Genomic DNA, 23,220 nt, shown 5'->3' on the forward strand with positions numbered 1-23,220 from the left:
TATGGCGCGCGTAGTGCATTCGTATGACGATCCGGACCGGTTCGTCGCCGGCACCGTCGGTGAACCAGGTGCCCGGACCTTTTTCCTGCAGGCCAGGGCGGGTAACCGGCTGACCTCGGTGGCCTGTGAGAAGGAACAGGTGATGGCGCTCGCGGAGCGGCTTGACGTGATGCTGGACGAGGTGGCCCGACGGTTCGACCGGGAGCCGGTCGAGCAGACCACGCTGGACGACACCGATCCGCTGGAGCAGCCGATCGAGGAGGAGTTCCGGGCCGGCACCATGACGCTGGCCTGGGAGGCCGACACCGACAAGGTGGTGATCGAGGTCTTCGCGGTGGTGGCCACCGAGCAGGCCGAGCTGGAGGAGTCCGACCCGGTCGCGGCGGCGCTGGAGTCCGAGGACGCCGAGGTGTTCATCGTCCGGATCAGCGAGGAGCAGGCCCGCTCGTTCGCCCGCCGGGCGGTCGCGCTGGTCGCGTCCGGCCGGCCGAGCTGCCCGTTCTGCGGACGGCCGATCGATCCGGAGGGGCACATCTGCCCGCGCGCCAACGGCTACCGCAGGCACGTCCGCGAATGATCGACCCGGACCTGCTCGCCCGCGGTGAGCTGGATCTGCTCGGCCGCCTGATGGCCGCGTCCAACGGGACCTTCCAGGGGACGGTCACGCTCGACGGCGAGTCGGCGACGGTCGTCTACAAGCCGGTCGAGGGCGAGCGGCCGCTGTGGGACTTCCCGGACGGCACGCTGGCCCAGCGCGAGTACGGCGCGTACGTCGTCTCGGAGGCGCTCGGGTGGGGCGTCGTACCGCCGACGTTGCTGCGCGAGGGGCCGCTGGGCGTCGGCATGGTGCAGCTGTGGATCGACGAGGCCGAGTTGTCGCCGGGCGAGACCGAGCTGGTCGACATCGTTCCGCAGGGACGGGTGCCGAAGGGGTGGCTCAGCGTGCTGGATGCGCTGGACGGCCGGCACAACCCGGTGACGTTGGTGCACGCGGACAGCCTGGCCTTGCAGCGGATGGCGGTGTTCGATGCCGTCGTCAACAATGCTGACCGCAAGGGTGGGCATGTGCTGAACCCGGGCGACGGGCGGGTGTTCGGCGTCGATCACGGTGTGACGTTCAATGCTGACGACAAGCTGCGCACGGTGCTCTGGGGCTGGGCCGGTACTCCGGTGCCGGCGGAGCTGCTGGAGGACGTTCGCAAGCTCGCTGACGGGTTGGCCGGTCAGCTCGGGGCGGAGTTGAACGAGTTGATCACTGCCGTGGAGCTGACAGCGACGCGGGAGCGGTGCTCGACGATGTTGAAGACCGGGAGTTTTCCGCTGCCGAGTGAGGACTGGCCGGCGATTCCCTGGCCTGCTTTCTAGACGGTCGCGGCCTGGCTGGGGCTGATGCCGCGCTCGCGTTTGAAGGCGGCGCTGAAGCTGAACGCGTCGGCGTACCCGATCCGGCGGGCGACCGCGCCGACCGAGGCGCCGGGCTCGGCGAGCAGGTCGGCGGCCAGGGTCATCCGCAGGTCGGTCAGATAGCCGAGTGGGCTCTCGCCGGTGAGATCGGTGAAGCGTCGGGCGAGCGTGGTTCGGGAGACGGCGGCGACCTCGGCCAGTGATGCGAGCGTCCACGGGTCGGCGGGGGAGCGGTGCATGGCCTGGAGGACCGGGCCGATGACGCTGTCGCTGAGAGCCGTGTACCAGCGGGGCGAGTTGAGGTCGAACCAGTCGCGCAGGGTGCAGACCATCAGCCAGTCGAGTAGGCGGTCCAGGCTGACTTGGCGGCCGTGCTTGCCAGTGGCGAGGCTCGCCTCGATGTAGTCGAGCAGTGGGCTGCAGTCCAGTTCGTCGGCGACGACCATCACTGGTGGGAGGGCGTTGAGCAGCCTGCGCGGCATCTCCTGCCGCACGTAGTATGCGCCGGCGAGCAGGACGGTGCCTCCAGCAACAGCCGCCCCCGCTTCTTCGCCGATGGAACCGGACCTGCCGATGGATTCGCCGGCGATCGTGCCATCGCAGCTCACGTCGACCGGATCGGCCGTCGAGGCGAGGTCGGTGGTGAAGACGAACGGCGCGGGACCGCGAACGACGGCGGTCTCGCCGGGCCCGAGGTGCACGGTCTCGCCGTCGACGACCAGCCAGCCTTCGCCTCGCAGCGGCGCGCACAAGGTGAGGGCGCAACCGTCGGTGAAGCGGATCGCCGAGCCCGCGGCCAGGGCCGGCGTACCGAGGACGGCGCCGTTCGCGCGGACGGCGTACAGGAGCTCGTCGAGGGGATCCATGGGCCCAAGCTAAACGGTGGGACCAATGGACAGGTGCGTGGTCATCTCGCACATGGCCCGGCCGCCGGTTTACCGGTTGGCTGGTGGGCATGACGATTCTGGTGCTGGCAGCGACAGGGAAGACCGGGCGGCGGCTGGTGCCGCTGTTGCGGGCCGATGGCAACGAAGTACGGGCTGCGTCGCGGTCTGGTGAGGTGCGGTTCGACTGGGGCGAGCGGGAGACCTGGCCGGCGGTGCTGGCCGGACTACGGGCGGTGTATCTGGTGGCGCCGGAGGATCCGGAGCCGATCGAGGCGTTCGTGGCGCAGGCGGTGCAGGCCGGGGTGGAGCGGTTCGTCGTGTTGTCGGGGCGGGAGCTCGACCGGAGTGACGGGCGGTTCGGGCACGAGATGCTCGCGGCCGAGCGGGCGGTGGCCGCGTCGGGGGTTGGCTGGACGGTGGTGAGGGCAAACAACTTCGACCAGAACTTCGACGAGTACACCTGGCGTGAGCCGTTGCTGGCCGGGCGGCTGGGGTTGCCGATCGGTGCTGTTGCCGAGCCGTTCATCGATGTCCGGGACGTCGCTGAGGTGGCTGCCCTCGCGTTGACCGGCGACGGGCACTTCGGGCAGGTGTACGAGCTGAGTGGGCCGGAGGCGCTCACCTTCGCCGAGGCCGTCGGGATGATCTCCGAGGCACTCGGGCGGCCGATCGAGTACGTCGAGCTGTCGGCGGCGGAGTACGAGGCGGAGCTGCTCGCCGAGGGGTATCCGGCGGCGGCTGTCGAGGCGCTGGGGGCTCTCTTCGAGTTGATGCGGGCGGGGCTCATCGCGGAGCCGACCGACACCGTGGAGAAGCTGCTCGGGCGGCCGGCGGCGAGCTTCGCGGAGTACGTCGAACGGGTCTGGCGGCGGCCCTAGCGCATCGCGGCCAAAATTGCGCGGCGGATCGGGGAGTGAGCCAGGTCGTGGCGCGAATCCGCTGACTGGATAGGCTCCCTCTCATGCAGGCTTGGACTCAACCAGAAATCCCGGTGGTAGCCGGACCGGCTCGGCGTCTTCGCCTGTACGACACGGCGTCCGCGGGGCTGGTCGAGGTGAACCCGGCCGATGGCGCCGCGGCCCGGATCTACGTCTGCGGGATCACGCCGTACGACGCGACCCACATGGGGCACGCTGCGACGTACGTCACATTCGACCTGATCAACCGGCTGTGGCGCGACGCCGGGCACGACGTGAACTACACCCAGAACATCACCGACGTGGACGACCCGCTGCTCGAGCGGGCGACCGCGACCGGGGTCGACTGGACCGAGCTGGCGCAGTCGGAGATCCAGCTGTTCCGCGACGACATGACCGCGCTGCGGGTGGTTCCGCCGCAGAACTACGTCGGCGTGGTCGAGTCGATCGATCTCGTCATCGGCGCGATCGAGGACCTGCAGCGGGCCGGTGCCGTCTATGACGTCGACGGTGACCTGTACTTCGCGGTGAAGGCCGATCCCCGGTTCGGTGGGGTGTCGGGGTACGACGCGGAGACGATGCGCGCGTTGTTCGCCGAGCGGGGTGGCGACCCTGATCGCGCGGGTAAGCAGGATCCGCTCGACAGCCTGCTGTGGCGGGCCGAGCGGCCGGGCGAGCCGGCTTGGGAGTCGCCGTTCGGCCGTGGGCGGCCGGGGTGGCACGTGGAGTGCTCGGCGATCGCGCTGAAGTATCTGGGGATGACGTTCGATGTTCAGGGTGGTGGGAGTGACCTGATCTTCCCGCACCACGAGATGTCGGCGAGCGGGGCTGAGGTCGCCACTGGTGAGCACCCGTTCGCGCGGGCTTACGTGCACCAGGCGATGGTCGGGCTGGACGGCGAGAAGATGTCCAAGTCCAAGGGAAATCTGGTGCTGGTCTCCAAGGAGCGGTTGGGCGGGACCGATCCGATGGCGATCCGGTTGGTGTTGCTGGCGCATCACTATCGGACTGACTGGTTCTGGACCGAGACGGACCTGCTGGCCGCGCAGGAGCGGTTGGACATCTGGCGGGGCGCGATCGGTCGCGGCTCAGGTCCTGACGGCGCGGCGGTGGTTGATGCCGTGCGGGCTGCGTTGACCAATGACTTGGATGCGGCGGCGGCGCTGGCTGCCGTTGATCTCTGGGCTGAGAGCAACGGGGATGACACCGCCGCGCCGGCGTTGGTGGCGCAGGCGGTTGATGCGCTGCTGGGGGTTGAGCTGTAGTACTAGCCGGTGACCGGGTGGTGGGTCTTCACCGGAGTCGGCACGGGCGCGGCCGGCGCAGGCGCTTCAGGTGCAGGCACCGGCGGCGTGGTCTTCGGCTGAGTCGGCTTCGGGGTGGCCTTGGCGGCCGGCTTCGCGCAGGTTGCCGAGGCCAAGCGGATCACCTCGGTGCCGCCACCGAGATTGATGGTCAGGCCAGTGATCGTGAACGCGCCGTCCGAGTGCTTGGTCTGCTCGTTGATGGTGATGGTCGCCAGGGGAGCGGCGGGGATCGTCGCGCCCTGCTTGACCGTCGGTACCGCGATCCGCCGACCGAGCAGCGTCAGGGCGCCGACATCGACGCCGCCCGTGGTGCCCGTGCACCAGACGGTGACGGACTCGATGCCGAGCAGCGAGCTCGGCGGGGTGAGCAGCAGTTTGCACAGGTCCGGCAGGTTCTTGACCGGCAGGTCGATCGTGCTGAGGTCCGGCAGCGGGATGCCCAGGTCGGGCAGCGGGAGCTTCGGGATCGGCAGGTCGTCGGCGCCGGTCGCGGGCAGGGTGTCGCAGCTCTTCTTCAGGTCCGGCGGCAGCTTCACCTGGTTGAGGATGTCCGGGCCGACGACGATGTCGAACAGCTCGACCGAGGCGGCGTTGTTCGCGGCGGTCACGGTGCCGGCCCGCACGGACAGCAGCGGGTTCTTCGGCAGCTCGAGCGCGGAGGAGCTGTTCCGCTTGCCGTCCAGCGATTCGGCGTACGGCGTCCTGGCGACCGGCACCTGTCCCTCGGCACTGACCGCGTACGCCGAGGAGGCGCGCGCCGCCGCGTTGCCAACGGGAGCGCTGGCGACCAGCGTGAACGCCACGACGCCGGTCACGGCTGCGAACGTCGTGATGGTCGGCACTAGCTGTCGTCGCATCGGAATCCTCACTTCGTCTACCGAACAGTGCATTTCGAAGAGCTACTTGCCGTCGATCAGAACGAGAGTCCCGAGCGGCACCTTCTGAAGCTTGCTGAGCGCCACCTTCGGCACCCGGACACAGCCGGCGCTGATCGCAGCGCCGAAGACATCAGGTCTGGGCCAGCCGTGGATCGCGACCGTACCAGGACCGCCACCGAACGTGTCCAGAGTGGGACTGTGCGCACCCAGCGGCAGCACGATCGGCGAGGCGGACCGCTTGCTGTCGACGATCGACCCGAGCAGGAAGGTCCGCCCGGACGGTGTCGGCGTGGCCTTCGCCCCGACGCCGGCCTTCCAGCTGCCGAGGCTCTTGCCGTTCTCGAACAGCTCGATCGTCCGCGATCCGGTGTGCACCCGGATCAGGTACGCCGAGGAGGCGCGATCCAGGCCCTCGTCCCGGACCCAGCCGGTCGAGCGGTTCGGCTTCGACGGCAACAACACCTGCAACCAGCCGTCCAGCTTGCTGACGACGGGCAACCAGGTCGGCCCGAACTGGGTCGGCCCGATCTTGGCGAACGGCTCCGCGTCAGGCGCGGAGTACAGGGCGGTCTGGGTGCGCGGGTGGACGACCAGGCCGTCGGTACCGCCGAACGGCTCCGGATCGAGCGGCGCGGCGGCGATGGTGGTCTGCGTCGAAGAACCCGGCAGAACGGTCAGATCGACCACCGGGGCGGCGTCCTTGCGGTTGCCGAGGAACCCGACGACGGCAACAGTGGCCAGCACCAGGAGCACGGCCAGTGCCCCGATCGAACCGCCACCGCGCTCGTTCGCGCGTACCTTGCGCATCCCCGGCTCCCCGTGTTTCCCCGTCGGTCGAGACGACCATAAGCCGCCTCGACCGAAGAAGCTACTCCTCAGTACATCTTTTCTGAACGAGGCGGTTACTCAGGGCGATCCGTGTTGCGCCGGCGAAGGTAGCGCTCGAACTCGGCCGCGATCGCGTCCCCGCTGGCCTCGGGCAGGTCGGTGGTGTCGCGCTGCTCCTCCAGCGACGCCACGTACTCCGCGACCTCGGGGTCCTCTTCGCTGAGTTCGTCCGCGCCGCGCTGCCAGGCCCGGGCCAGCTCAGGCAGGTCGCCCTCGGGGATCGGGAGGTCCAGCAACGCCTCGACCTTGCTGAGCAGTGCCAGCGACGCCTTCGGGCACGGAGTACCGGCGATGTAGTGGGGGATCGCCGACCAGATCGAGACCGCTGGTACGCCGAGGGCGCCGCACAGGTCGGCGAAGACGCCGGTGATCCCGGTCGGGCCCTCGTAGCTCGACGGCTCCAGACTCCACGACGCGGTCAGCTCCGGGTCCGACGAGGACGCCGTGACCGGGATCGGCCGGGTGTGCGGTGAGTCGGCGAGCAGGGCGCCGAGGACGACGACGAGTTGCGCGTTCGACTCGTCGACGACCTCGAGCAGCTCGCGGCAGAAGCCGCGCCAGCGCATGTTCGGTTCGATCCCGCGGACCAGCAGCACGTCGCGGTCGGTGTCGTCCGGCCGGGCCAGGAAGATCCGGGTGGTCGGCCAGGTCAGCCGCCGGACTCCCTCGTCGTCGAACTCGACCTCGGGCCGTTTCACCTGGAAGTCGTAGTACTCCTCGGGGTCGATCGCGGTGACGAGCTCCGCGTCCCACTCTTCGATGAGGTGGTCGACCGCTCCGGTGGCCGCCTCGGCCGCGTCGTTCCAGCCTTCGAACGCGGCGATCACGACCGGATCCCTCAGGTTCGCGAGATCTACCACTCGCCATCCCCCGTCCTAGTCGTCTGTTGAGCCCTGTTGAGTGAGCACTGTCGGACTGCCCAGCCTACGTCGAACGCGCGCTCGGCGGCGGTCGTTTCACGGCCAGCCGAAAGGGTGTCGGCCGCACTCCGTAGGATCTCGGTATGACCCTCCAAGCGGTGCTCTGGGACATGGACGGCACGTTGGTGGATACGGAGCCGGTCTGGGCGCGGGTGCAGATCGACGTCCTCACCGAACTCGGCGGCACCTGGACGGTCGAGGACTGTACGGCGCTGGTCGGCAGCGACCTCTCCCATGCGGTGAAGGTCTGGCTGGCCGCGCTGCCCGCCGGGGCGATCGAGCCCGACGAACTGGCCGAGCGGATCTACAGCGAAGTGGTCGGCACCCTCAAGAACGAGGTCGTACTGCGACCCGGCGCGCTCGAGTTGCTGACCGGCCTGAAGGCGGCGGGCGTCCCGTGCGCGCTGGTCTCCGCGTCGTACCGGGTGATGATCGACGCCGTGCTGTCCCATCTGCCGCCGGATCTGTTCGACGTGATCGTGGCCGGCGACGAGGTCCGCAACGGCAAGCCGCACCCGGAGCCTTATCTGACGGCAGCGGCCGAGCTGCAGGTCGATCCGGCCAACTGCGTAGTGATCGAGGACTCTCCGGGCGGCACCCAATCCGGTACTGCGGCGGGCGCGTTCGTCGTCGCCGTGCCGCAATGGGTGGCCATCCCGGCGGCGCCGCGGCGGCTGGTGCTGGAGTCACTGGAAGCGCTCAGCCCGGACGCGCTGCGCGACTTGCTCCGTTGACGGGATACCTTCTTGGGGTGCTGTGGGGGGTGTTCCGGGGGAAGGTTGGGATGGTGACTGTGCTGAAGCGTCGCGCCGTTTGGCTCGCGCTGGCCGGCGTGCTGGCGGGTTCGCTCGCGGGCTGCGGGAAGTCCGGCGCGGACAAGCCGAACGAAGGCGATACGACGCCGAAGGAACTGGTCATCAAGGTGGCGACCACCGACACGGTCAGCTCGCTCGACCCGGCCGGTCCGTACGAGATCGGCTCCCGGACGCTGCAGGCCAACCTCTTCCAGACGTTGCTGACGATACTTCCGGACAAGCCGACGCCGGTGCCGGACGCCGCCGACTGCCAGTACGACGCGCCGACGACGTACACCTGCAGCCTGAAGGACGGCCTCACCTTCCCGAACGGGCACGAGCTGGAGTCGTCGGACGTCAAGTTCAGCTTCGACCGGATGCTCAAGCTGAAGACGCCGGGCGGTCCCGCTGGACTGTTCACCTCGCTGGCCTCGGTCAGCACGCCGGACCGGCTGACGGCCGTCTTCACGTTGAAGAAGCCCGACGCACGGCTGCCGTACCTGCTGACCACCACCGCCGCGTCGATCGTCGACGAGCAGTTCTATCCGGCGAGCAAGCTGCTCAACGACAACGCGATGGGCAGCGGCCCGTACCAGCTGAGGTCGTACCAGGCCGGCTCGACCGCGGTGCTCGGCAAGTTCAAGGGCTACCGCGGGCCGCGCGCCGCGCAGAACGACTCGGTCGAGGTCAGCGTGGTGCCGAACGGGTCGTCGCTGTCGAAGGCCGTCACGACCGGCCAGGCCGACGTCGCGTACCACGGGTTCGGGCCGGGCACGCTGGACAAGCTGCGCGCCGGCGACCAGGTGCAGGTGGTCGACGGAGGATCGGCTGAGATCCGGTTCTTCTCCTTCCACATGCGCTCGACGGTCGCCCGCAATCCCGCCGTACGACGGGCTGTGGCGCAGCTGATCGACCGGCCGGCCATCGCCAAGCTGGCGTACGGCGATCACGTCACGCCGCTGTACTCCGTGGTGCCGCCGGGGTTCGCGGGACATGTGGAGCCGTTCCGGACGCAATACAAGGAGCCGGGCAAGGTCGCCGCGGCGGCGATCCTGCGCGAGGCGGGGTTCACCACGCCGGTCACGTTGAACGTCGGGTGGACGCCCTCGCAGTACGGCGTACGGGCGAAGGCCGAGGTGCTGGAGCTGAAGCGGCAACTGGAGGCTTCGGGGTTGTTCAAGGTGGTGCTGCGGAGCGCGGAGTGGCCGAAGTACCTGCAACTCGCGCGGGCCGGGGCGTACGACCTCTACCAGGCCGGTCTCTTTCCGGACTACCTCGACAGTGGTGACTACCTGCAGCCGTTCGTACGCGACGGCGGGCTGTTCCAGAACGGTTATCGCAGTGCGGCGGCGAACAAGCTGATGGATCAGGAGATCGCCGAGCAGAACCAGCTCGAACGCGAAGCGTCACTGACCGAGCTGCAGAACCTGCTGGCCGTCGACGCCCCGGTGATCCCGACCTGGCAGGGTCGCGTCACGGTGGTGGCCGGCAAGAACATCGAAGACGTGGACCGGACGCTCAGTCCGCTGTCTTTCCTGTACTTCTCGCCGCTACGCAAGTAGTTGGGTTCTGGCCCGTCGGTGCCAGTGACAGCGCGTCGCCAGCGACCCTCAGTAGGTGCATGCTGTACTGCGTGTTGTCCCACGATACGGGACGATTTCCTACTCATCACGATCGAGCAACGCAGCACTTTCGTCGTTTGACTCCAGCGAGTAATGACGGCAAGTTAAGGCCGCCAGCTATACCGGTTCTGCCGGTTCCACAAACACGAGGCAGGGGTACCCATCGCGTGAGCGCACCACTCGAGGTCGCACCGGGGTCGGAGTCGGCGCAGCCGGAAGCCGTTCTCGCTGGTGTTCGCAAGATCGAGGGCCGCTCGCTGTGGCAGATCTCCTGGATGCGGCTCAAGCGGGACAAGATCGCGATCGCGGGTGGCGTCATCGTCCTCCTGCTGATTCTGGTCGCTGTCACCGCGCCGCTGATCTGCAAGATCTTCGGCGTCACTCCGAACGACTTCCACCAGGATCTGGTCGACCCGTCGCTGCAGACCCCGATCGGCAAGCTCGGCGGGATGAGCGGTGACCACCCGTTCGGGATCGAGCCGGTGAACGGCCGCGACATCCTGGCCCGGATCGTCTACGGTGCCCGGATCTCGCTGCTGATCGCGTTCCTGGCGACCTTGGTGTCGGTGGTGATCGGTGTCGCGATGGGGATCATCGCGGGCTACTTCGGCGGCTGGGTCGACACCCTGATCAGCCGGTTGATGGACATCTTCCTGGCTTTCCCGCTGGTGCTGTTCGCGTTGGCGCTGGTCGGTGCGGTGCCGGACTCGATCCTCGGCCTGGAAGGCGACTCGCTGCGGGTCGCGCTGATCGTCTTCATCATCGGCTTCTTCAGCTGGCCCTACATCGGCCGGATTATCCGGGGTCAGACGCTGTCGCTGCGCGAGCGGGAGTTCGTCGACGCGGCCCGCAGCCTCGGCGCCCGCCGGCCGTACATCCTGTTCACCGAGCTGCTGCCGAACCTGATCGCGCCGATCCTGGTCTACGCCACGCTGCTGATCCCGACCAACGTGCTGTTCGAGGCCGGCCTGTCGTACCTCGGCGTGGGTGTCCGCCCGCCGACGGCCAGCTGGGGCGACATGCTCTCGATCGCCGCCAACTGGTACCGGGTCGACCCGATGTACATGGTCTGGCCGGGCCTCGCGATCTTCGTCACGGTGCTGGCCTTCAACCTGTTCGGCGACGGCTTGCGGGACGCGCTCGACCCACGCTCGCGCTGAGAACTTCTCTCCAACCAGGGAGCCTGGGCTCTCACAAAAAAAGGGGTGCAAGAAAAGATGAGATGGAATCGCATGAAGACGGCGACCGTCGTCAGTGCGGCCGTCGCCTTGAGCCTGGTCGTGGCTTGTGGGGGACCGAAGGCCACTCCGGGTGGAGGCAGCTCCGAGGGCGGCGGCTCGACCGCCGAGTTCAACGGGGCCGTCAACAAGGTGTTCAACCCGAGCGACAAAAAGGGTGGCACGTTGCGGATGGCGATCACCGAGGCGTGGGACTCGCCCGACCCCGGTGACACCTACTTCGGGTTGTCGTGGAACCTGGTCCGGAACTATGTCCGGCCGTTGATGACCTTCAAGGTCGCACCGGGTGCCGACGGCGCGAAGCCGGTCCCGGACCTGGCCGAGGCGGCCGGCGTGCCCAGTGACGGCGCCAAGACCTGGACCTACAAGATCCGCAAGGGCGTCAAGTTCGAGGACGGCACGCCGGTCACCTCGAAGGACGTCAAGTACGCCGTCGCGCGGTCGCTCGACAAGGCGACGCTGCCGAGCGGACCGACGTACTTCAACGACTTCCTGCTGGACGTGCCGAAGGGATACAGCGTCTACAAGGACAAGGCGCTGACCGGTGTCGCCAAGGCGATCGAGACCCCGGACGACCAGACCATCGTCTTCCACTTGAACAAGCCGTTCGCGAGCTTCGACTACTTCGCGCAGCTGCCGTCCACCGCTCCGGTGCCGCAGGCGAAGGACACCGGCGCGAAGTACAAGGAGCACCCGGTCTCGACCGGTCCGTACAAGTTCGGCACCTACGACTCGAACAAGGGCTTCACCCTGGTCCGCAACGACCAGTACGACGCCTCGACCGACCCGGACTCGGGCCGCAAGGCGCTGCCGGACTCGATCAACATCGCCTACAACGTCAACGGCACCGACATCGACAACCGGCTGATCGCCGGTGACCTCGACGTCGACCTCGCCGGTACCGGCGTGCAGGCGGAGACCCAGGCCAAGATCCTGGCCGACCCGAAGCTGAAGGCGCACTCCGACAACGTGCCGGCGTCGCGACTCAACTTCACCGTGCTGAACAGCCAGGTTCCGCCGCTGGACAACGTGAACTGCCGCAAGGCGGTCCTCTACGCGGCCGACCACGAGGGCTACCAGCGTGCCTACGGTGGCCCGATCGGTGGCGACATCGCCACCAACCTGATGCCGCCGCTGGTCGTCGGTGCCAAGAAGTTCGACGACTACGGCTTCGAGGCCGACAAGAACGGCAACGTCGAGAAGGCCAAGGCGGCGCTCAAGGAGTGCGGCCAGCCGAACGGCTTCGCCGTCAACATCTCCTACCGGGCCGACCGGGCCAAGGAGAAGGCGGTCGCCGAGACCCTGCAGCAGTCGCTGAAGAAGGCCGGCATCATCCTCACCACCAAGCCCTACCCGACCGGTGACTACACCAAGCTCTACGCCGGCAAGCCGGACTTCGCCAAGGCCAACAAGCTCGGTCTGATCATCTACAGCTGGGGTGCGGACTGGGGCGACGGCTTCGGCTTCCTGAGCCAGATCGTGGACAGCCGGGTCATCCGCGAGACCGGTGGTAACAGCAACCTGGGTGTGCGGATCCCCGAGGTCGACGCGATGATCGACAAGGCGCTGACCACCACGGACGAGGGCGCCCGTAACGAGATCTGGGCCGGCGTCGACAAGAAGGTCATGGACGAGGCCGGAGTTCTGCCGGGTACCTGGGCCAAGGCCCTGCTGTACCGCCCGGACACCCTGGCCAACGTGTTCTCCAACGACGGTCAGAACATGTACGACTACGCGGGCATCGGCCTCAAGTAGCCCAATCGGTTGCCCTGAACAACCATTTCGCCAGCAGAGGTAGGTGAAGGCTTCGGTGGCCGATGATCAGCGATGATCATCGGCCACCACGCCGAGCACGGTGTTCGCATATCTGGTCCGCCGGGTGATCGGAGCAGTAATCCTGCTCTTCATCGTCACGGCCGTCACATTCTCGATCTTCTTCCAGGTGCCCAAGCTCGGCGGTGCGACCGCCGACGACCTGGCCTCGCGCTATGTCGGTAAGAGCGCGGGTGCAGAGCAGATCCACCAGACGGCGGTGCGGCTCGGCTTCACCGACCCTCTCTACGTGCAGTACGGCCGCTTCGTGAAGGGCCTGGTCGTCGGGCAGGACTACAACTACGGTCCGGCGACCGAGCGCTGCCCGGCACCTTGCTTCGGGTACTCGTTCCTGACCCAGACCCCGGTCTGGCCGGATCTGAAAGCCCGAATACCAGTCACCGCGTCCCTCGCCGGTGGTGCGGCCTTCATCTGGCTGCTCACCGGCGTGGGCACCGGCATCGTCTCCGCGCTGAAACGCGGCTCGGTGCTGGACCGGTCGCTGATGTCGGTCGCACTGGCCGGCGTCTCGCTGCCGATCTTCTTCACCGGTCTGTTGTCGTTGTCCGTCTTCAGTTACGGCCTCGGCTGGACCGCGGAGGGCGGAACCAATCCGCTCGACGAGACGAATCCGATCTGGTGGGCCTACGACCTGATCCTGCCGTGGGTCACGCTGGCCTTCCTGTACGCCGCGGCGTACGCACGGCTGACCCGGGCCGGGATGCTCGAGACGATGAACGAGGACTTCGTCCGGACGGCCCGGGCCAAGGGGCTGAAGGAGGGCGACGTCGTCGTCAAGCACGGCCTGCGCTCCGCGCTGACCCCGATCCTGACCATCTTCGGTCTCGACCTCGGCCTGCTGATGGGCGGCGCGATCCTGACCGAGACCACCTTCTCGCTGCCCGGCATCGGCCAGTACGCCGTGATCGCGCTGCGCGCCAACGACCTGCCGAAGGTGCTGGGCGTGACACTGGTGGCCGCGTTCTTCATCGTGCTGGCCAACCTGGTAGTCGATCTCCTGTACGCCGTCGTCGACCCGAGGGTGCGAATCTCGTGACCGAAGCTGTGCAAGACACCACCCAACGGGTCCCGCGGGGCGAGGCGTTCCTCGACGTCCGGAACCTGCAGGTGCACTTTCCGACCGACGACGGCATCGTGAAGTCGGTGGACGGCATCTCGTTCCAGCTCGAGCGCGGCAAGACGCTCGGCATCGTGGGCGAGTCCGGCTCCGGCAAGAGCGTGACCAGCCTGTCGATCATGGGCCTGCACAAGCGTGGTACGGCGAAGATCTCCGGCGAGGTGTTTCTCGACGGCCAGGACCTGATCTCCTCCACCCCGGAGGAGGTCCGGCTGCTCCGCGGCAAGCGGATGGCGATGATCTTCCAGGACCCGCTGTCGGCGATGCACCCGTTCTACACGGTCGGCAAGCAGATCATCGAGGCCTACCAGGTCCACAACAAGGTCAGCAAGCAGGTCGCCCGCAAGCACGCGATCGAGATGCTCGACCGGGTCGGTATCCCGCAGCCGGACAAGCGGGTGGACGCCTACCCGCACCAGTTCTCCGGCGGGATGCGGCAGCGCGCGATGATCGCGATGGCGCTGTCCTGCGACCCCGACCTGCTGATCGCCGACGAGCCGACCACCGCGCTCGACGTCACCGTGCAGGCGCAGATCCTGGACCTGATCCGGGACCTGCAGCGCGAGTTCAACTCGGCCGTCATCATCATCACCCACGACCTGGGCGTGGTCGCCGAGCTGGCCGACGACATCCAGGTGATGTACGCCGGCCGCGCGATCGAGTACGGCACGGCCGAGGACATCTTCGACCGGCCGCAGCACCCCTACACCTGGGGCCTGCTCGGCTCGATGCCGCGGATCGACCGGGAGCGCACCGACCGGCTGATCCCGATCAAGGGCACGCCGCCCAGCCTGATCAACGTCCCGACCGGCTGTGCGTTCAACCCGCGCTGCAACTACGCGCACCTGAACGACGGCGCCAGCGAGACCGACCGGCCGGAGCTGCTCGACATCGGTGACGGCCACCAGGTGGCCTGCCACCTCACCCCGGAACTGCGCAAGCAGAGCTGGGAAACCGACATCTTGCCGAAGCTGTGAACTCACAGGGGACTGACGGAGCAACCGTGACCACGACTGACACCGAACCGACCGCAGCGACGCCGCCGACCGGCGAGACGCTGCTGTCGGTCACGGGCCTGGTGAAGCACTTCCCCATCCGCAAGGGACTGCTGCAGCGCCAGACCGGCGCAGTACAGGCTGTCGACGGGCTGGACTTCAGCGTCAAGAAGGGCGAGACGTTCTCGCTGGTGGGGGAGTCCGGCTGCGGCAAGACCACCACCGGCCGGCTGCTAACCCGCCTGCTGGAGCCGACCGCGGGCAAGATCGTCTTCGAGGGCGAGGACATCACGCACCTGTCCGAGGGCAAGATGCGGCCGCTGCGCAAAGACGTCCAGATGATCTTCCAGGACCCGTACGGCTCACTGAACCCGCGGCACACGGTCGGCAAGATCGTCGGCGCCCCGTTCCGGCTGCAGAACGTGAAGACCGAGGGCGGCACCAAGAAGGCCGTCCAGGAACTCCTCGAACTGGTGGGCCTGAGCCCCGAGCACTACAACCGCTACCCGCACGAGTTCTCCGGCGGCCAGCGCCAGCGGATCGGCATCGCCCGCACCCTGGCACTGCGCCCGAAGCTGATCGTCGCCGACGAGCCCGTCTCGGCCCTGGACGTCTCCATCCAAGCCCAGGTCGTCAACCTGCTCGAAGACCTGCAGAACGAGTTCGACCTCACCTACGTGATGATCGCCCACGACCTCTCGGTCGTCCGGCACGTCTCGGACCGGGTAGCGGTGATGTACCTCGGCAAGATCGTGGAGATCGCCGACCGCGTCGACCTCTACGAGAAGCCGATGCATCCGTACACCCTGGCCCTGCTCTCGGCCGTCCCGATCCCGGACACCAAGCGCCGCGGCAAGCAGGAGCGCATCCGCCTCCAGGGCGACGTCCCCAGCCCGATCAACCCGCCGCCGGCCTGCCGCTTCCACACGCGCTGCTGGAAGGCCCAGGACATCTGCAAGACGGTGGAACCGCCGCTGCTGCAGCTGGCTCCGGGCCACCAGACGGCTTGCCACTTCCCGGAAAACCAGGAAGGCGGCGAAGCGCCGCGCAAGGCTACTGCCAGCTGATTCAGAGAAGTCCTGGACGCCTGGCCACCTCGGTGGCCAGGTCTGGGTTGTCGAGCAACTCAGAGATCTGGTCTGCAGCTCTCGGATTGTGTTCGCGGAAGAAAACCGAAGCGAACTCGAGATTCATCATGCCCTCGTCGGTGTCGGCTAGGGCGAGCTGACTGGTGCCCAGGCGACGGCGAATCTGGGCTTCCCGGCGGTGGTCCGTCAGGTCGAGCGCAAGCTCGAGACCTGCTTCATAGCTGATCACAGCCTCCTGGTGGCGATCGCCCCTGGCGAGTATCCAACCGAGCCAGCAGTATCCGTCTGAACGGTTGGCGGTCAGGCCGAGACGTTCCAGTTCGGCCAGACCTTGCCTGGCCGTGGTGAGGGCCTGGGTGGTGAGGCCTAGTCGGGAGTACGCGACGGCCGCGTCAATCAGCGAGTTCGCTGCGCCGCTGACGTCGCCGGCTTCGCGGTACAGCTCCCGAGCTTGCACAACGTGCTCGAGTTCGGCTTGGTGATCGCCGATCTCACCGTAGATCTCACTCAACGACAGTATGGCTCTACCAATGCCGCGCACATCGGCCAGACTGCTGTTCAGTTCGAGGGCGTGTTCGGCGAAGGGTCTGGCATCGTGAAAGCGGCCGAGTCGGTTCAGCAGGCGCGCCATGTTGTTGGCAGCCAACGACTGGCCGCGGACATCGCCGGCCGTTTCGAAGGTTTGTGCCGCGGCGCTGAGACGGGCGAGGGACTCGTCGAAGCGGCCGAGCTCGGCCAGCGCAATTCCCGCATCGGCATCCAGTTGCGCCCGGCACCACGGCTCGATCTCCGCCTCGAGTACGGTGTCGATGGTCTCGAGCCAGCTGCTCAGGTGCCCGCATCCGGTGAAGTATCTGAACAGTCCGATGACCAGTCCAGCCGCGCCGTCGGAGTGCTCGGGCAGCGATGCCGCCTGGCTGATCAGCGAGAGCACGTTGGCGAGTTCGCGCTCGAGCCAGTTGATCCCTTCGCCAGTACTCGTCATTTCAGGACCGCGCGAACACCTTCTTTCGCTGTACCACTTCATGCGTACGCTGCCCGAGTCGGACAGCTCGGTAACGCGCCAGGCGGCGGCAACGTGGAAGCTCAGGTATCGGTCGAACGCGACGGTTCGATCGTCCGGCGCGACCAGTTCACCCGCATAAGTACGGACGAGGTCGTGGAGGTGGTAGCGGCCAGGCGAAGCGGATTCGAGCAGGTGAAGGTCAACCAGGCGTTCGAGAGCCCGGTCGGCATCGAGACTTGAGACGTTGAGCAGCGGTGCGGCGATCTCGGCGGTGATGTCTGGGCCGTCGGGGATGCTCAGAAGCGCGAGGGCGCGAATGGCAGCGGTATCACGGTCGGTGTTGGTACCGGCCAACTGCTCGATCGAGAACGACAAGCTGGTTCTGACGTCGAGGTCGTCAGAACCCAAGAGGTCCAGCCGGCGGCTTTCGTCCCCGAGGCGAGCAGCGAGGTCTGTTGGTGTCCATTCGGGCCGTCGGGCGAGCCATGCTCCTGCGACTGAGATGGCCAGCGGCAGATTGCCGCAAAGCTCAGCCACGATCTGCGCATCGGGGTCACTCCGATCGGCGCCGCTGATGGCCGTCAAGAGGTCAAGCGAGTCGCCGCGTGACATTGGATCGAGCTGAAGGTGCAACCCGGCGCCGATCGTCGTCAGGGTGTTGCGGCTGGTGATGACGACGCTGCATCCGGGGGCGGCCGGTAGCAGATCATCGACCTGGGCGACCTCGACTGCGTTGTCGAGTACGACAAGCATCTTCCGATCGGCAAGGCGGGTCCGGTACGTCGCCGCCGCATCCTCCAGCCGACCTGGGACGTCGTCCGGTGATACACCGGTTGCCCGCAGGATTTGACCGAGTGCTGCCAATGGAGTCATCGGGGCACCAGGGCCGAAGCCGCGGAGGTCCACGAACACCGCGCCATCCGGGTACCGGCCAGCTACCGAATGGGCGACCTGCAACGCCAACGCGGTCTTGCCGACGCCTGCCATGCCTTGGATCGTCGCCAACGTGGGGCTTCCAGGACGTGCTGAACCGTTGGTGAGTCGTCCGACCAGTGCGCTGAGCTGGCTGCGCCGACCGACGAAAGTGGTGGTGGCCATCGGGAGCTCGCGTGGGATCGACCACGCGGTGCCGGTCGAAAGAGAATCGTCGGTCGGGTCAGTGGGGACGACACCACGGGCAGCCAGTCGCTCGAAGGCGGATCGCTCGGTGGGGCTCAGACGCAGGGCATCGGCAAGACGGTCGAGGGTGACGCGCTGAGGGAACCGTCGAACGCCACGTTCGAGCAGGCTGATCGCCTGGGGGCTGACACCTGCTGCTTCGGCCAGTCCTTCTTGGGTGAGGTCGAGCTTCAGCCTCAGGCCCTTGAGCACCTGGGCGAACGTTTCCTGCACTCCTCGCTCCCTTCCCCCGAGGCCAAAGTGTCGCACGCGGCGATGTCAGCTGCTGGCCGAATTGAGGGGGATGCAGGTGGGCGCTCGGGTCACCCATGGGAGCTGCGAGGTGGGCAGGGGTGGGAGGTGGCGTCGGGGTGCGGAAACGCGGGGCGGATGGAATCGCGGCCGGCCACTCGCATTGGTTCGGGTGGGCACGGCGCTCAAGCTGCGATACGAGTTCGGGTGGGGCGATGGACGTCAGCCGAAGAGCCACCGGATCGGGCTGCCTATGGGGAGGACGAAGGGGGCTACCCGGGGTGCGGATTTGGTGAAGTTGAAGGCGGAGATGTCGGTGGTGGTGGTTTCGCAGGTGAGGGAGGTGGTGGAGCAGGTGAGGAGGTCTACGGGGGAGGTGGCGGTGGTGGTGCGCAGGCCGGCGGCGGTGAAGGTGGTGTCGGTGAGCCACTGGTTGAAGATCAGGCGAGGGTGGTCGGGGTGGGTGAAGGGGAGTTGCTGGTGGGTGGTGGTCTCGAAGAGTTTCAGGTCGGCTGGGGGCGGGGTGATCTTCTGCGGGTCGGCGGCTGCGGTCAGGAGGTGCTTCCCGGTGGGGGAGAGGTAGCCGTACTTACCGGAGTACGAGCTGAGGACGTTGCTGCCGGCGAGGGTTCGAAGCTGCAGGGTGATCGGCTGGGGGCCGCGGAGGAGCCGTGGGTCGGTGTCGAAGAGGTAGCGGTCGGCGGCCAGGGTGCGGATGGCGCTTGGGCGGACCGAGGGGACGATCAGCCGGTACTGGCCGGTCCTCAGGTCCCAGCGGTAGACGCCGTCGAGCGTGCCGAGGTAGGCGTAGCCGCCGTCGATGGCGACGATGCGGGGACCATCGACCAGCGAGGCGATCGGCGGGGGTGTGTTGCCGAGTGGGGTGCGGACCACCTCACGGCGGGCCGCGACGTCGTAGATGACGGAGTCGTACCGGCCTTCGGAAGGTTCGATCCAGCCGACGAGGTTGCCGTCGCGGGCGGCCGTGAGGTCGGTCAGGTCGCCGGGGTAGTCGGCGAGCTTGTGGATCTGCTTGCCGTCAGCAAGAAACAGACCGCCCTCGGCGCCAGTGGGGATGAAGACGAAGCCGGTGTCGGTCTGGACGAAGGCGCTGATCTTCTGCGGGGCGGCCGATATGACGTCGGCGCCGTAGTGGATCTCGCTGCCGGTCGCATAGGTGGCGCGGCGTTCGGCGAACGACGCCACGGCCGGAGCCGGCTCGCGGTCGACGCCGCGGGCCAGGGTGAGGCCGGTCGCGAGGACGGCGAGCGTGACCAGCGCAGTACCGGCGACGGCGAGGACCCGGCGACGGCGGATCCGGCGGTTGCCGGTGGTGATGATCGTGTCCAGCGCGAGGGCAGCCGGCACGGCGGCGTCCGCGCGCTCGGTCAGGGTGTCCTTCAACAGGTCGGTCATTCCGTCATCCCCGCCTTGTCCATGATCAGGTGCGCGTCGGCGCCGAGCCGGGCTCGGAGCTTCTTGAGGGCGTCGGAGACCTGGCTCTTCACCGTGCCGATCGAGCAGTCGAGTACTTCGGCGGTCTGCGCTTCGGTGAGGTCTTCGTAGTACCGGAGCACCACTGCGGCGCGCTGGCGAGGTGGCAGCTGTTTGAGCTCCTCCCAGAGCCAGAGGCGGGCAGTGGCGTCTTCGGGGACTGCAGGTTGCTCCGGTACGTCGTCGCGCGGCTGCTCGCTGTGCCAGGACTTCCGGCGCCACCAGGTGATCGCGATCGACGTGATCGCCTTGCGGGTGTAGGCCTCGGCGTTGGCGGGGTCGCGGAGCTTGCGCCAGGCGACGTAGGTCTTGGTGAGCGCTTCTTGGACCAGGTCGTCGGCCAGGCCGCGTTCGCCGGCGAGCAGGTAGGCGTAGCGGTAGAGCGCGTGGTGCCTGCTGGTGGCGAACTCCTCGAACCCGGTGCGGTCCGGTCCGGCTGCCATCGGGTCTCCTTCGCCTCGGGTTGGCCCTTGTGACTGCCGTGACGGGTTCGGTGCGGCAAAAGGTTGGGTGGCAAGGCCAGGATGCCGGAATCTGGGCTGGCGATGCAGGAGATAGGAGTGAGATCGGAGGGAGGCGAGCCACCGCTGTGGTTTGGGTGGGCACGCCGCTTGAGCCGCGACGTGAGTTCGGGTGGGGCGAGGCGCTGGAGCGAGGTGCTGCGGGTTGGATCGGACTCGCGGCCGGCCACTCAGGAAGTTTGGGCGGGCACGCCGCTTGAGCCGCGACGTGAGTTCGGGTGGGGCGAGGCGCTGGAGCGGGGAGATGCGGGTTGGATCGGACACGCGCCCGGTCACCCGAGTGGTTTGGGCGGGCACGCCGCGCAAGCCGCGACCCGAGCTCGGGTGGGGCGACGCGCCGGGTCGCAACCCCGAAGACTTGCAACCACCTGGCAGAGTGGTCTCGTTCGACAATGTCGAACGAGTGGCGTTGTGCCGCCTCGCTAACGCTCCTACATTCCAGTTCTCCGTGGTCGTCACGGGGTGGAAGGGAGATCAAGCATGGCTACGACCGAGGCGGTCAAGGCGAAGACCCTTCTGGGGGAGTGCTCCGCCGAGCTCGCCGGTACGTTCATCCTGATCCTGTTCGGCTGTGGCGTCGTCGCCCAGGTTGTCGCCGGGGGTATCGGCGACCACGACTCGATCGCGTGGGCCTGGGGACTCGGTGTGACACTGGGCATCTACGTGGCGGGCCGGATGACCGGCGCGCACCTGAATCCGGCCGTGACGATCGCCCTGGCGGCGTTCCGCGGGTTCAGCTGGAAGAAGGTGCTGCCGTACTCGGTGGCACAGTTCCTCGGAGCGTTCCTGGCGGCGCTGGTAGTTCGGTGGAACTACACCGAGGCACTCAACAAGGTCGATCCCGGCCTGACCATCAAGACCCAGGGCGTGTTCTCCACGCTTCCGGGCAACGGCAGCATGGATCTCGGCGTCCACATGTGGGGCGGTTTCCGGGACCAGATCATCGGTACGGCGATCCTGATGATGGTGATCCTGGCCATCACCGACCTGCGCAACACCTCCCCGGCGGCCAACCTGGCACCGCTGATCGTCGGCCTGCTGGTGGTCGCGATCGGGATGGCGTGGGGCACCAACGCCGGGTATGCGATCAACCCGGCGCGTGACTTCGGTCCTCGGCTGGCCTCCTTCTTCACCGGGTACGGGGGAGCCTTCAAGGATCAGTTCGGGGACATCTATTTCTGGGTGCCGATCGTGGCGCCGATCATCGGAGCCCTCGTCGGCGCGTTCCTGTACGACCTGCTGGTCGGGCGCAACCTGCCGATCGCCGACGACGAGGAAGAGCCCGGCCGGATTCCCGAGGGCGAGACCACCGCATGACCCGCGAGCGTGAGGAGAGGAAATTCCATGGCTGACTTCGTAGGTGCCGTCGACCAGGGCACCACGAGCACCCGCTTCATGATCTTCGACCACTCCGGCAACGAGGTGGGCAAGCACCAGCTCGAGCACGAGCAGATCCTGCCGCAGGCCGGCTGGGTCGAGCACAACCCGGTGGAGATCTGGGAGCGCACCAGCTCGGTGATCCGGACCGCGCTGAACGCCAACAACCTGCAGGCCAGCGACCTGGCGGCGCTGGGCATCACCAACCAGCGTGAGACGGCGGTGGTCTGGAACAAGAAGACCGGCCGGCCGTACTACAACGCGATCGTCTGGCAGGACACCCGGACCGACCGGATCGCGTCGGCGCTGGAGCGTGAGGGCAAGGGCGACGTGATCCGGCAGAAGGCCGGTCTGCCGCCGGCGACGTACTTCTCGGCCGGCAAGGTGCAGTGGATCCTGGAGAACGTGGACGGGGTCCGCGAGGCCGCGGAGGCCGGTGACGCCGTCTTCGGCAACACCGACAGTTGGCTGCTGTGGAACCTCACCGGCGGTACCGAAGGCGGCGTCCACGTCACCGACGTGACGAACGCCAGCCGCACGATGCTGATGAACCTGGAGACGCTCGAGTGGGACGACGAGCTGATCTCGTTCTTCGACATCCCGCGGCAGATGCTGCCGGAGATCCGGCCGTCGTCGGACCCGAACAAGTACGGCGAGACGCTCGCCAACGGCCCGCTCGGCGGCGTGGTACCGCTGACGGGTGACCTCGGTGACCAGCAGGCGGCCACGGTCGGCCAGGTCTGCTTCAACCCGGGTGAGGCCAAGAACACCTACGGCACCGGCAACTTCATGCTGCTGAACACCGGTACCGAGCTGGTCCGCTCCAAGGCGGGGCTGCTCAGCACGATGGCCTACAAGTTCGGCGACGACGCTCCCGTCTACGCGCTGGAGGGATCGATCGCCGTCACCGGTTCGGCCGTCCAGTGGCTGCGCGACCAGCTCGGCATCATCTCGGGCGCGAGTGAGACCGAGACGCTGGCCCGGCAGGTGCCGGACAACGGCGGCGTGTACTTCGTACCGGCGTTCTCCGGGCTGTTCGCTCCGTACTGGCGGTCGGATGCGCGCGGTGCGATCGTCGGGCTGTCGCGGTTCAACACCAACGCCCACCTGGCCCGGGCGACGCTGGAAGCGATCTGCTACCAGAGCAAGGACGTCGCCGACGCGATGGAGAAGGACTCCGGGGTCAAGCTCGAGGTCCTGAAGGTCGACGGCGGTGTCACCGCCAACGAGCTCTGCATGCAGATGCAGGCCGACATCCTCGGCGTCCCGGTGAGCAAGCCGGTCGTCGCGGAGACCACCGCCCTCGGCGCGGCGTACGCGGCCGGGCTGGCGGTCGGGTTCTGGAACAACACCGACGAACTGGTGCAGAACTGGAACGAGGACAAGCGCTGGAGTCCCGAGTGGAACGACGAACAGCGTGCGGACGGGTACAAGGGGTGGGAGAAGGCGGTCAGCCGCACTCTCGACTGGGTCGACGTGGACTAGGTAACACCCCGGACTAACCAGCCCGCGGTCAGCGTTGTG

At 67.5% G+C, this 23,220-nt stretch carries 20 protein-coding genes; 13 read left to right on the forward strand and 7 right to left on the reverse strand.

The genetic code is table 11. The features are described from left to right. Position 1: 1 nt before the first annotated feature. Together AB0P21_RS00290 and AB0P21_RS00295 are read left to right on the forward strand one after the other, a co-directional pair. Positions 2 to 577, forward strand: a complete 576-nt coding sequence (locus AB0P21_RS00290; protein ID WP_363692612.1) for a DUF3090 domain-containing protein — start codon at positions 2 to 4, stop codon at positions 575 to 577. Further along, entirely contained in the window at positions 574 to 1,365 is a 792-nt protein-coding gene (locus tag AB0P21_RS00295) for an SCO1664 family protein (protein WP_363692613.1), read from the forward strand. The genes AB0P21_RS00290 and AB0P21_RS00295 overlap by 4 nt, the downstream gene beginning before the upstream one ends. Here the strand turns inward: AB0P21_RS00295 and AB0P21_RS00300 are convergent. Next, a complete protein-coding gene (locus AB0P21_RS00300; protein ID WP_363692614.1) occupies positions 1,362 to 2,270 on the reverse strand; it encodes an AraC family transcriptional regulator in 909 nt (302 codons plus the stop codon). The two genes, AB0P21_RS00295 and AB0P21_RS00300, sit on opposite strands and share 4 nt — an antisense overlap. An 89-nt stretch (positions 2,271 to 2,359) precedes the next feature. Here AB0P21_RS00300 and AB0P21_RS00305 point away from each other — a divergent pair, with 89 nt between their 5' ends. Both AB0P21_RS00305 and mshC read left to right on the forward strand, forming a co-directional pair. Continuing rightward, positions 2,360 to 3,169 carry an NAD(P)H-binding protein gene (locus AB0P21_RS00305; protein WP_363692616.1) on the forward strand — a complete coding sequence of 270 codons (810 nt, stop codon included), beginning with the start codon at positions 2,360 to 2,362 and terminating at the stop codon, positions 3,167 to 3,169. Between the two features lie 83 nt (positions 3,170 to 3,252). After that, positions 3,253 to 4,473 (forward strand): cysteine--1-D-myo-inosityl 2-amino-2-deoxy-alpha-D-glucopyranoside ligase, encoded by a 1,221-nt coding sequence (gene mshC, locus AB0P21_RS00310; protein ID WP_363692618.1) that lies wholly within the window; start codon positions 3,253 to 3,255, stop codon positions 4,471 to 4,473. Between the two features lie 2 nt (positions 4,474 to 4,475). Here the strand turns inward: mshC and AB0P21_RS00315 are convergent, their stop codons facing one another. The 3 genes from AB0P21_RS00315 to AB0P21_RS00325 all read right to left on the reverse strand — a co-directional run bounded on the left by AB0P21_RS00315 (position 4,476) and on the right by AB0P21_RS00325 (position 7,141). Next, positions 4,476 to 5,372, reverse strand: coding sequence for a hypothetical protein (locus AB0P21_RS00315; RefSeq protein WP_363692620.1), 897 nt, complete (start codon positions 5,370 to 5,372; stop codon positions 4,476 to 4,478). Between the two features lie 42 nt (positions 5,373 to 5,414). After that, positions 5,415 to 6,200, reverse strand: coding sequence for a L,D-transpeptidase (locus tag AB0P21_RS00320; protein ID WP_363692621.1), 786 nt, complete (start codon positions 6,198 to 6,200; stop codon positions 5,415 to 5,417). Positions 6,201 to 6,295: 95 nt separating this feature from the next. After that, on the reverse strand, positions 6,296 to 7,141 hold the full coding sequence (locus AB0P21_RS00325) for a PAC2 family protein (RefSeq protein WP_363692622.1): 846 nt from the start codon (positions 7,139 to 7,141) through the stop codon (positions 6,296 to 6,298). 143 nt (positions 7,142 to 7,284) lie between these two features. Between AB0P21_RS00325 and AB0P21_RS00330 the strand changes: the two genes are divergently transcribed. The 7 genes from AB0P21_RS00330 (at position 7,285) to AB0P21_RS00360 (ending at position 15,867) form a co-directional block, all read left to right on the forward strand. Then, positions 7,285 to 7,935, forward strand: coding sequence for an HAD family phosphatase (locus AB0P21_RS00330; RefSeq protein ID WP_363692623.1), 651 nt, complete (start codon positions 7,285 to 7,287; stop codon positions 7,933 to 7,935). 50 nt (positions 7,936 to 7,985) lie between these two features. After that, complete coding sequence (locus tag AB0P21_RS00335) at positions 7,986 to 9,557, forward strand: ABC transporter substrate-binding protein (RefSeq protein ID WP_363692625.1); 1,572 nt, start codon at positions 7,986 to 7,988, stop codon at positions 9,555 to 9,557. A 227-nt stretch (positions 9,558 to 9,784) separates the two neighbouring features. Continuing rightward, positions 9,785 to 10,777, forward strand: a complete 993-nt coding sequence (locus tag AB0P21_RS00340; RefSeq protein ID WP_363692627.1) for an ABC transporter permease — start codon at positions 9,785 to 9,787, stop codon at positions 10,775 to 10,777. 57 nt (positions 10,778 to 10,834) lie between these two features. Next, positions 10,835 to 12,610 (forward strand): ABC transporter substrate-binding protein, encoded by a 1,776-nt coding sequence (locus AB0P21_RS00345; protein ID WP_363692628.1) that lies wholly within the window; start codon positions 10,835 to 10,837, stop codon positions 12,608 to 12,610. Between the two features lie 100 nt (positions 12,611 to 12,710). After that, the gene (locus tag AB0P21_RS00350; protein WP_363692629.1) at positions 12,711 to 13,724 is read left to right on the forward strand and encodes an ABC transporter permease; all 1,014 of its coding nucleotides are present in this window, start codon (positions 12,711 to 12,713) and stop codon (positions 13,722 to 13,724) included. Beyond that, positions 13,721 to 14,782 (forward strand): ABC transporter ATP-binding protein, encoded by a 1,062-nt coding sequence (locus AB0P21_RS00355; RefSeq protein WP_363692630.1) that lies wholly within the window; start codon positions 13,721 to 13,723, stop codon positions 14,780 to 14,782. The genes AB0P21_RS00350 and AB0P21_RS00355 overlap by 4 nt, the downstream gene beginning before the upstream one ends. 26 nt (positions 14,783 to 14,808) lie before the next feature. Next, positions 14,809 to 15,867: a dipeptide ABC transporter ATP-binding protein gene (locus AB0P21_RS00360; RefSeq protein WP_363692632.1), complete on the forward strand. Its 1,059-nt coding sequence runs from the start codon at positions 14,809 to 14,811 to the stop codon at positions 15,865 to 15,867. A gap of 1 nt (position 15,868) precedes the next feature. Here the strand turns inward: AB0P21_RS00360 and AB0P21_RS00365 are convergent, their stop codons facing one another. The 3 genes from AB0P21_RS00365 to AB0P21_RS00375 form a co-directional block, all read right to left on the reverse strand. Beyond that, entirely contained in the window at positions 15,869 to 18,286 is a 2,418-nt protein-coding gene (locus AB0P21_RS00365; RefSeq protein WP_363692633.1) for a tetratricopeptide repeat protein, read from the reverse strand. Between the two features lie 240 nt (positions 18,287 to 18,526). After that, positions 18,527 to 19,720, reverse strand: a complete 1,194-nt coding sequence (locus AB0P21_RS00370; RefSeq protein WP_363692635.1) for a hypothetical protein — start codon at positions 19,718 to 19,720, stop codon at positions 18,527 to 18,529. Next, positions 19,717 to 20,241, reverse strand: coding sequence for a SigE family RNA polymerase sigma factor (locus AB0P21_RS00375; protein ID WP_363692636.1), 525 nt, complete (start codon positions 20,239 to 20,241; stop codon positions 19,717 to 19,719). Before AB0P21_RS00375 ends, AB0P21_RS00370 begins: the two co-directional genes overlap by 4 nt. A gap of 558 nt (positions 20,242 to 20,799) precedes the next feature. Here AB0P21_RS00375 and AB0P21_RS00380 point away from each other — a divergent pair. Beyond that, the gene (locus AB0P21_RS00380) at positions 20,800 to 21,636 is read left to right on the forward strand and encodes an MIP/aquaporin family protein (RefSeq protein ID WP_363692637.1); all 837 of its coding nucleotides are present in this window, start codon (positions 20,800 to 20,802) and stop codon (positions 21,634 to 21,636) included. A 27-nt stretch (positions 21,637 to 21,663) separates the two neighbouring features. Continuing rightward, a complete protein-coding gene (gene glpK / locus AB0P21_RS00385; RefSeq protein WP_363692638.1) occupies positions 21,664 to 23,181 on the forward strand; it encodes a glycerol kinase GlpK in 1,518 nt (505 codons plus the stop codon). The last annotated feature ends 39 nt before the right edge of the window (positions 23,182 to 23,220 follow it).

The sequence above is a fragment of the Kribbella sp. NPDC056861 genome, from assembly GCF_040687575.1.
Taxonomy (GTDB): Bacteria; Actinomycetota; Actinomycetes; order Propionibacteriales; family Kribbellaceae; genus Kribbella.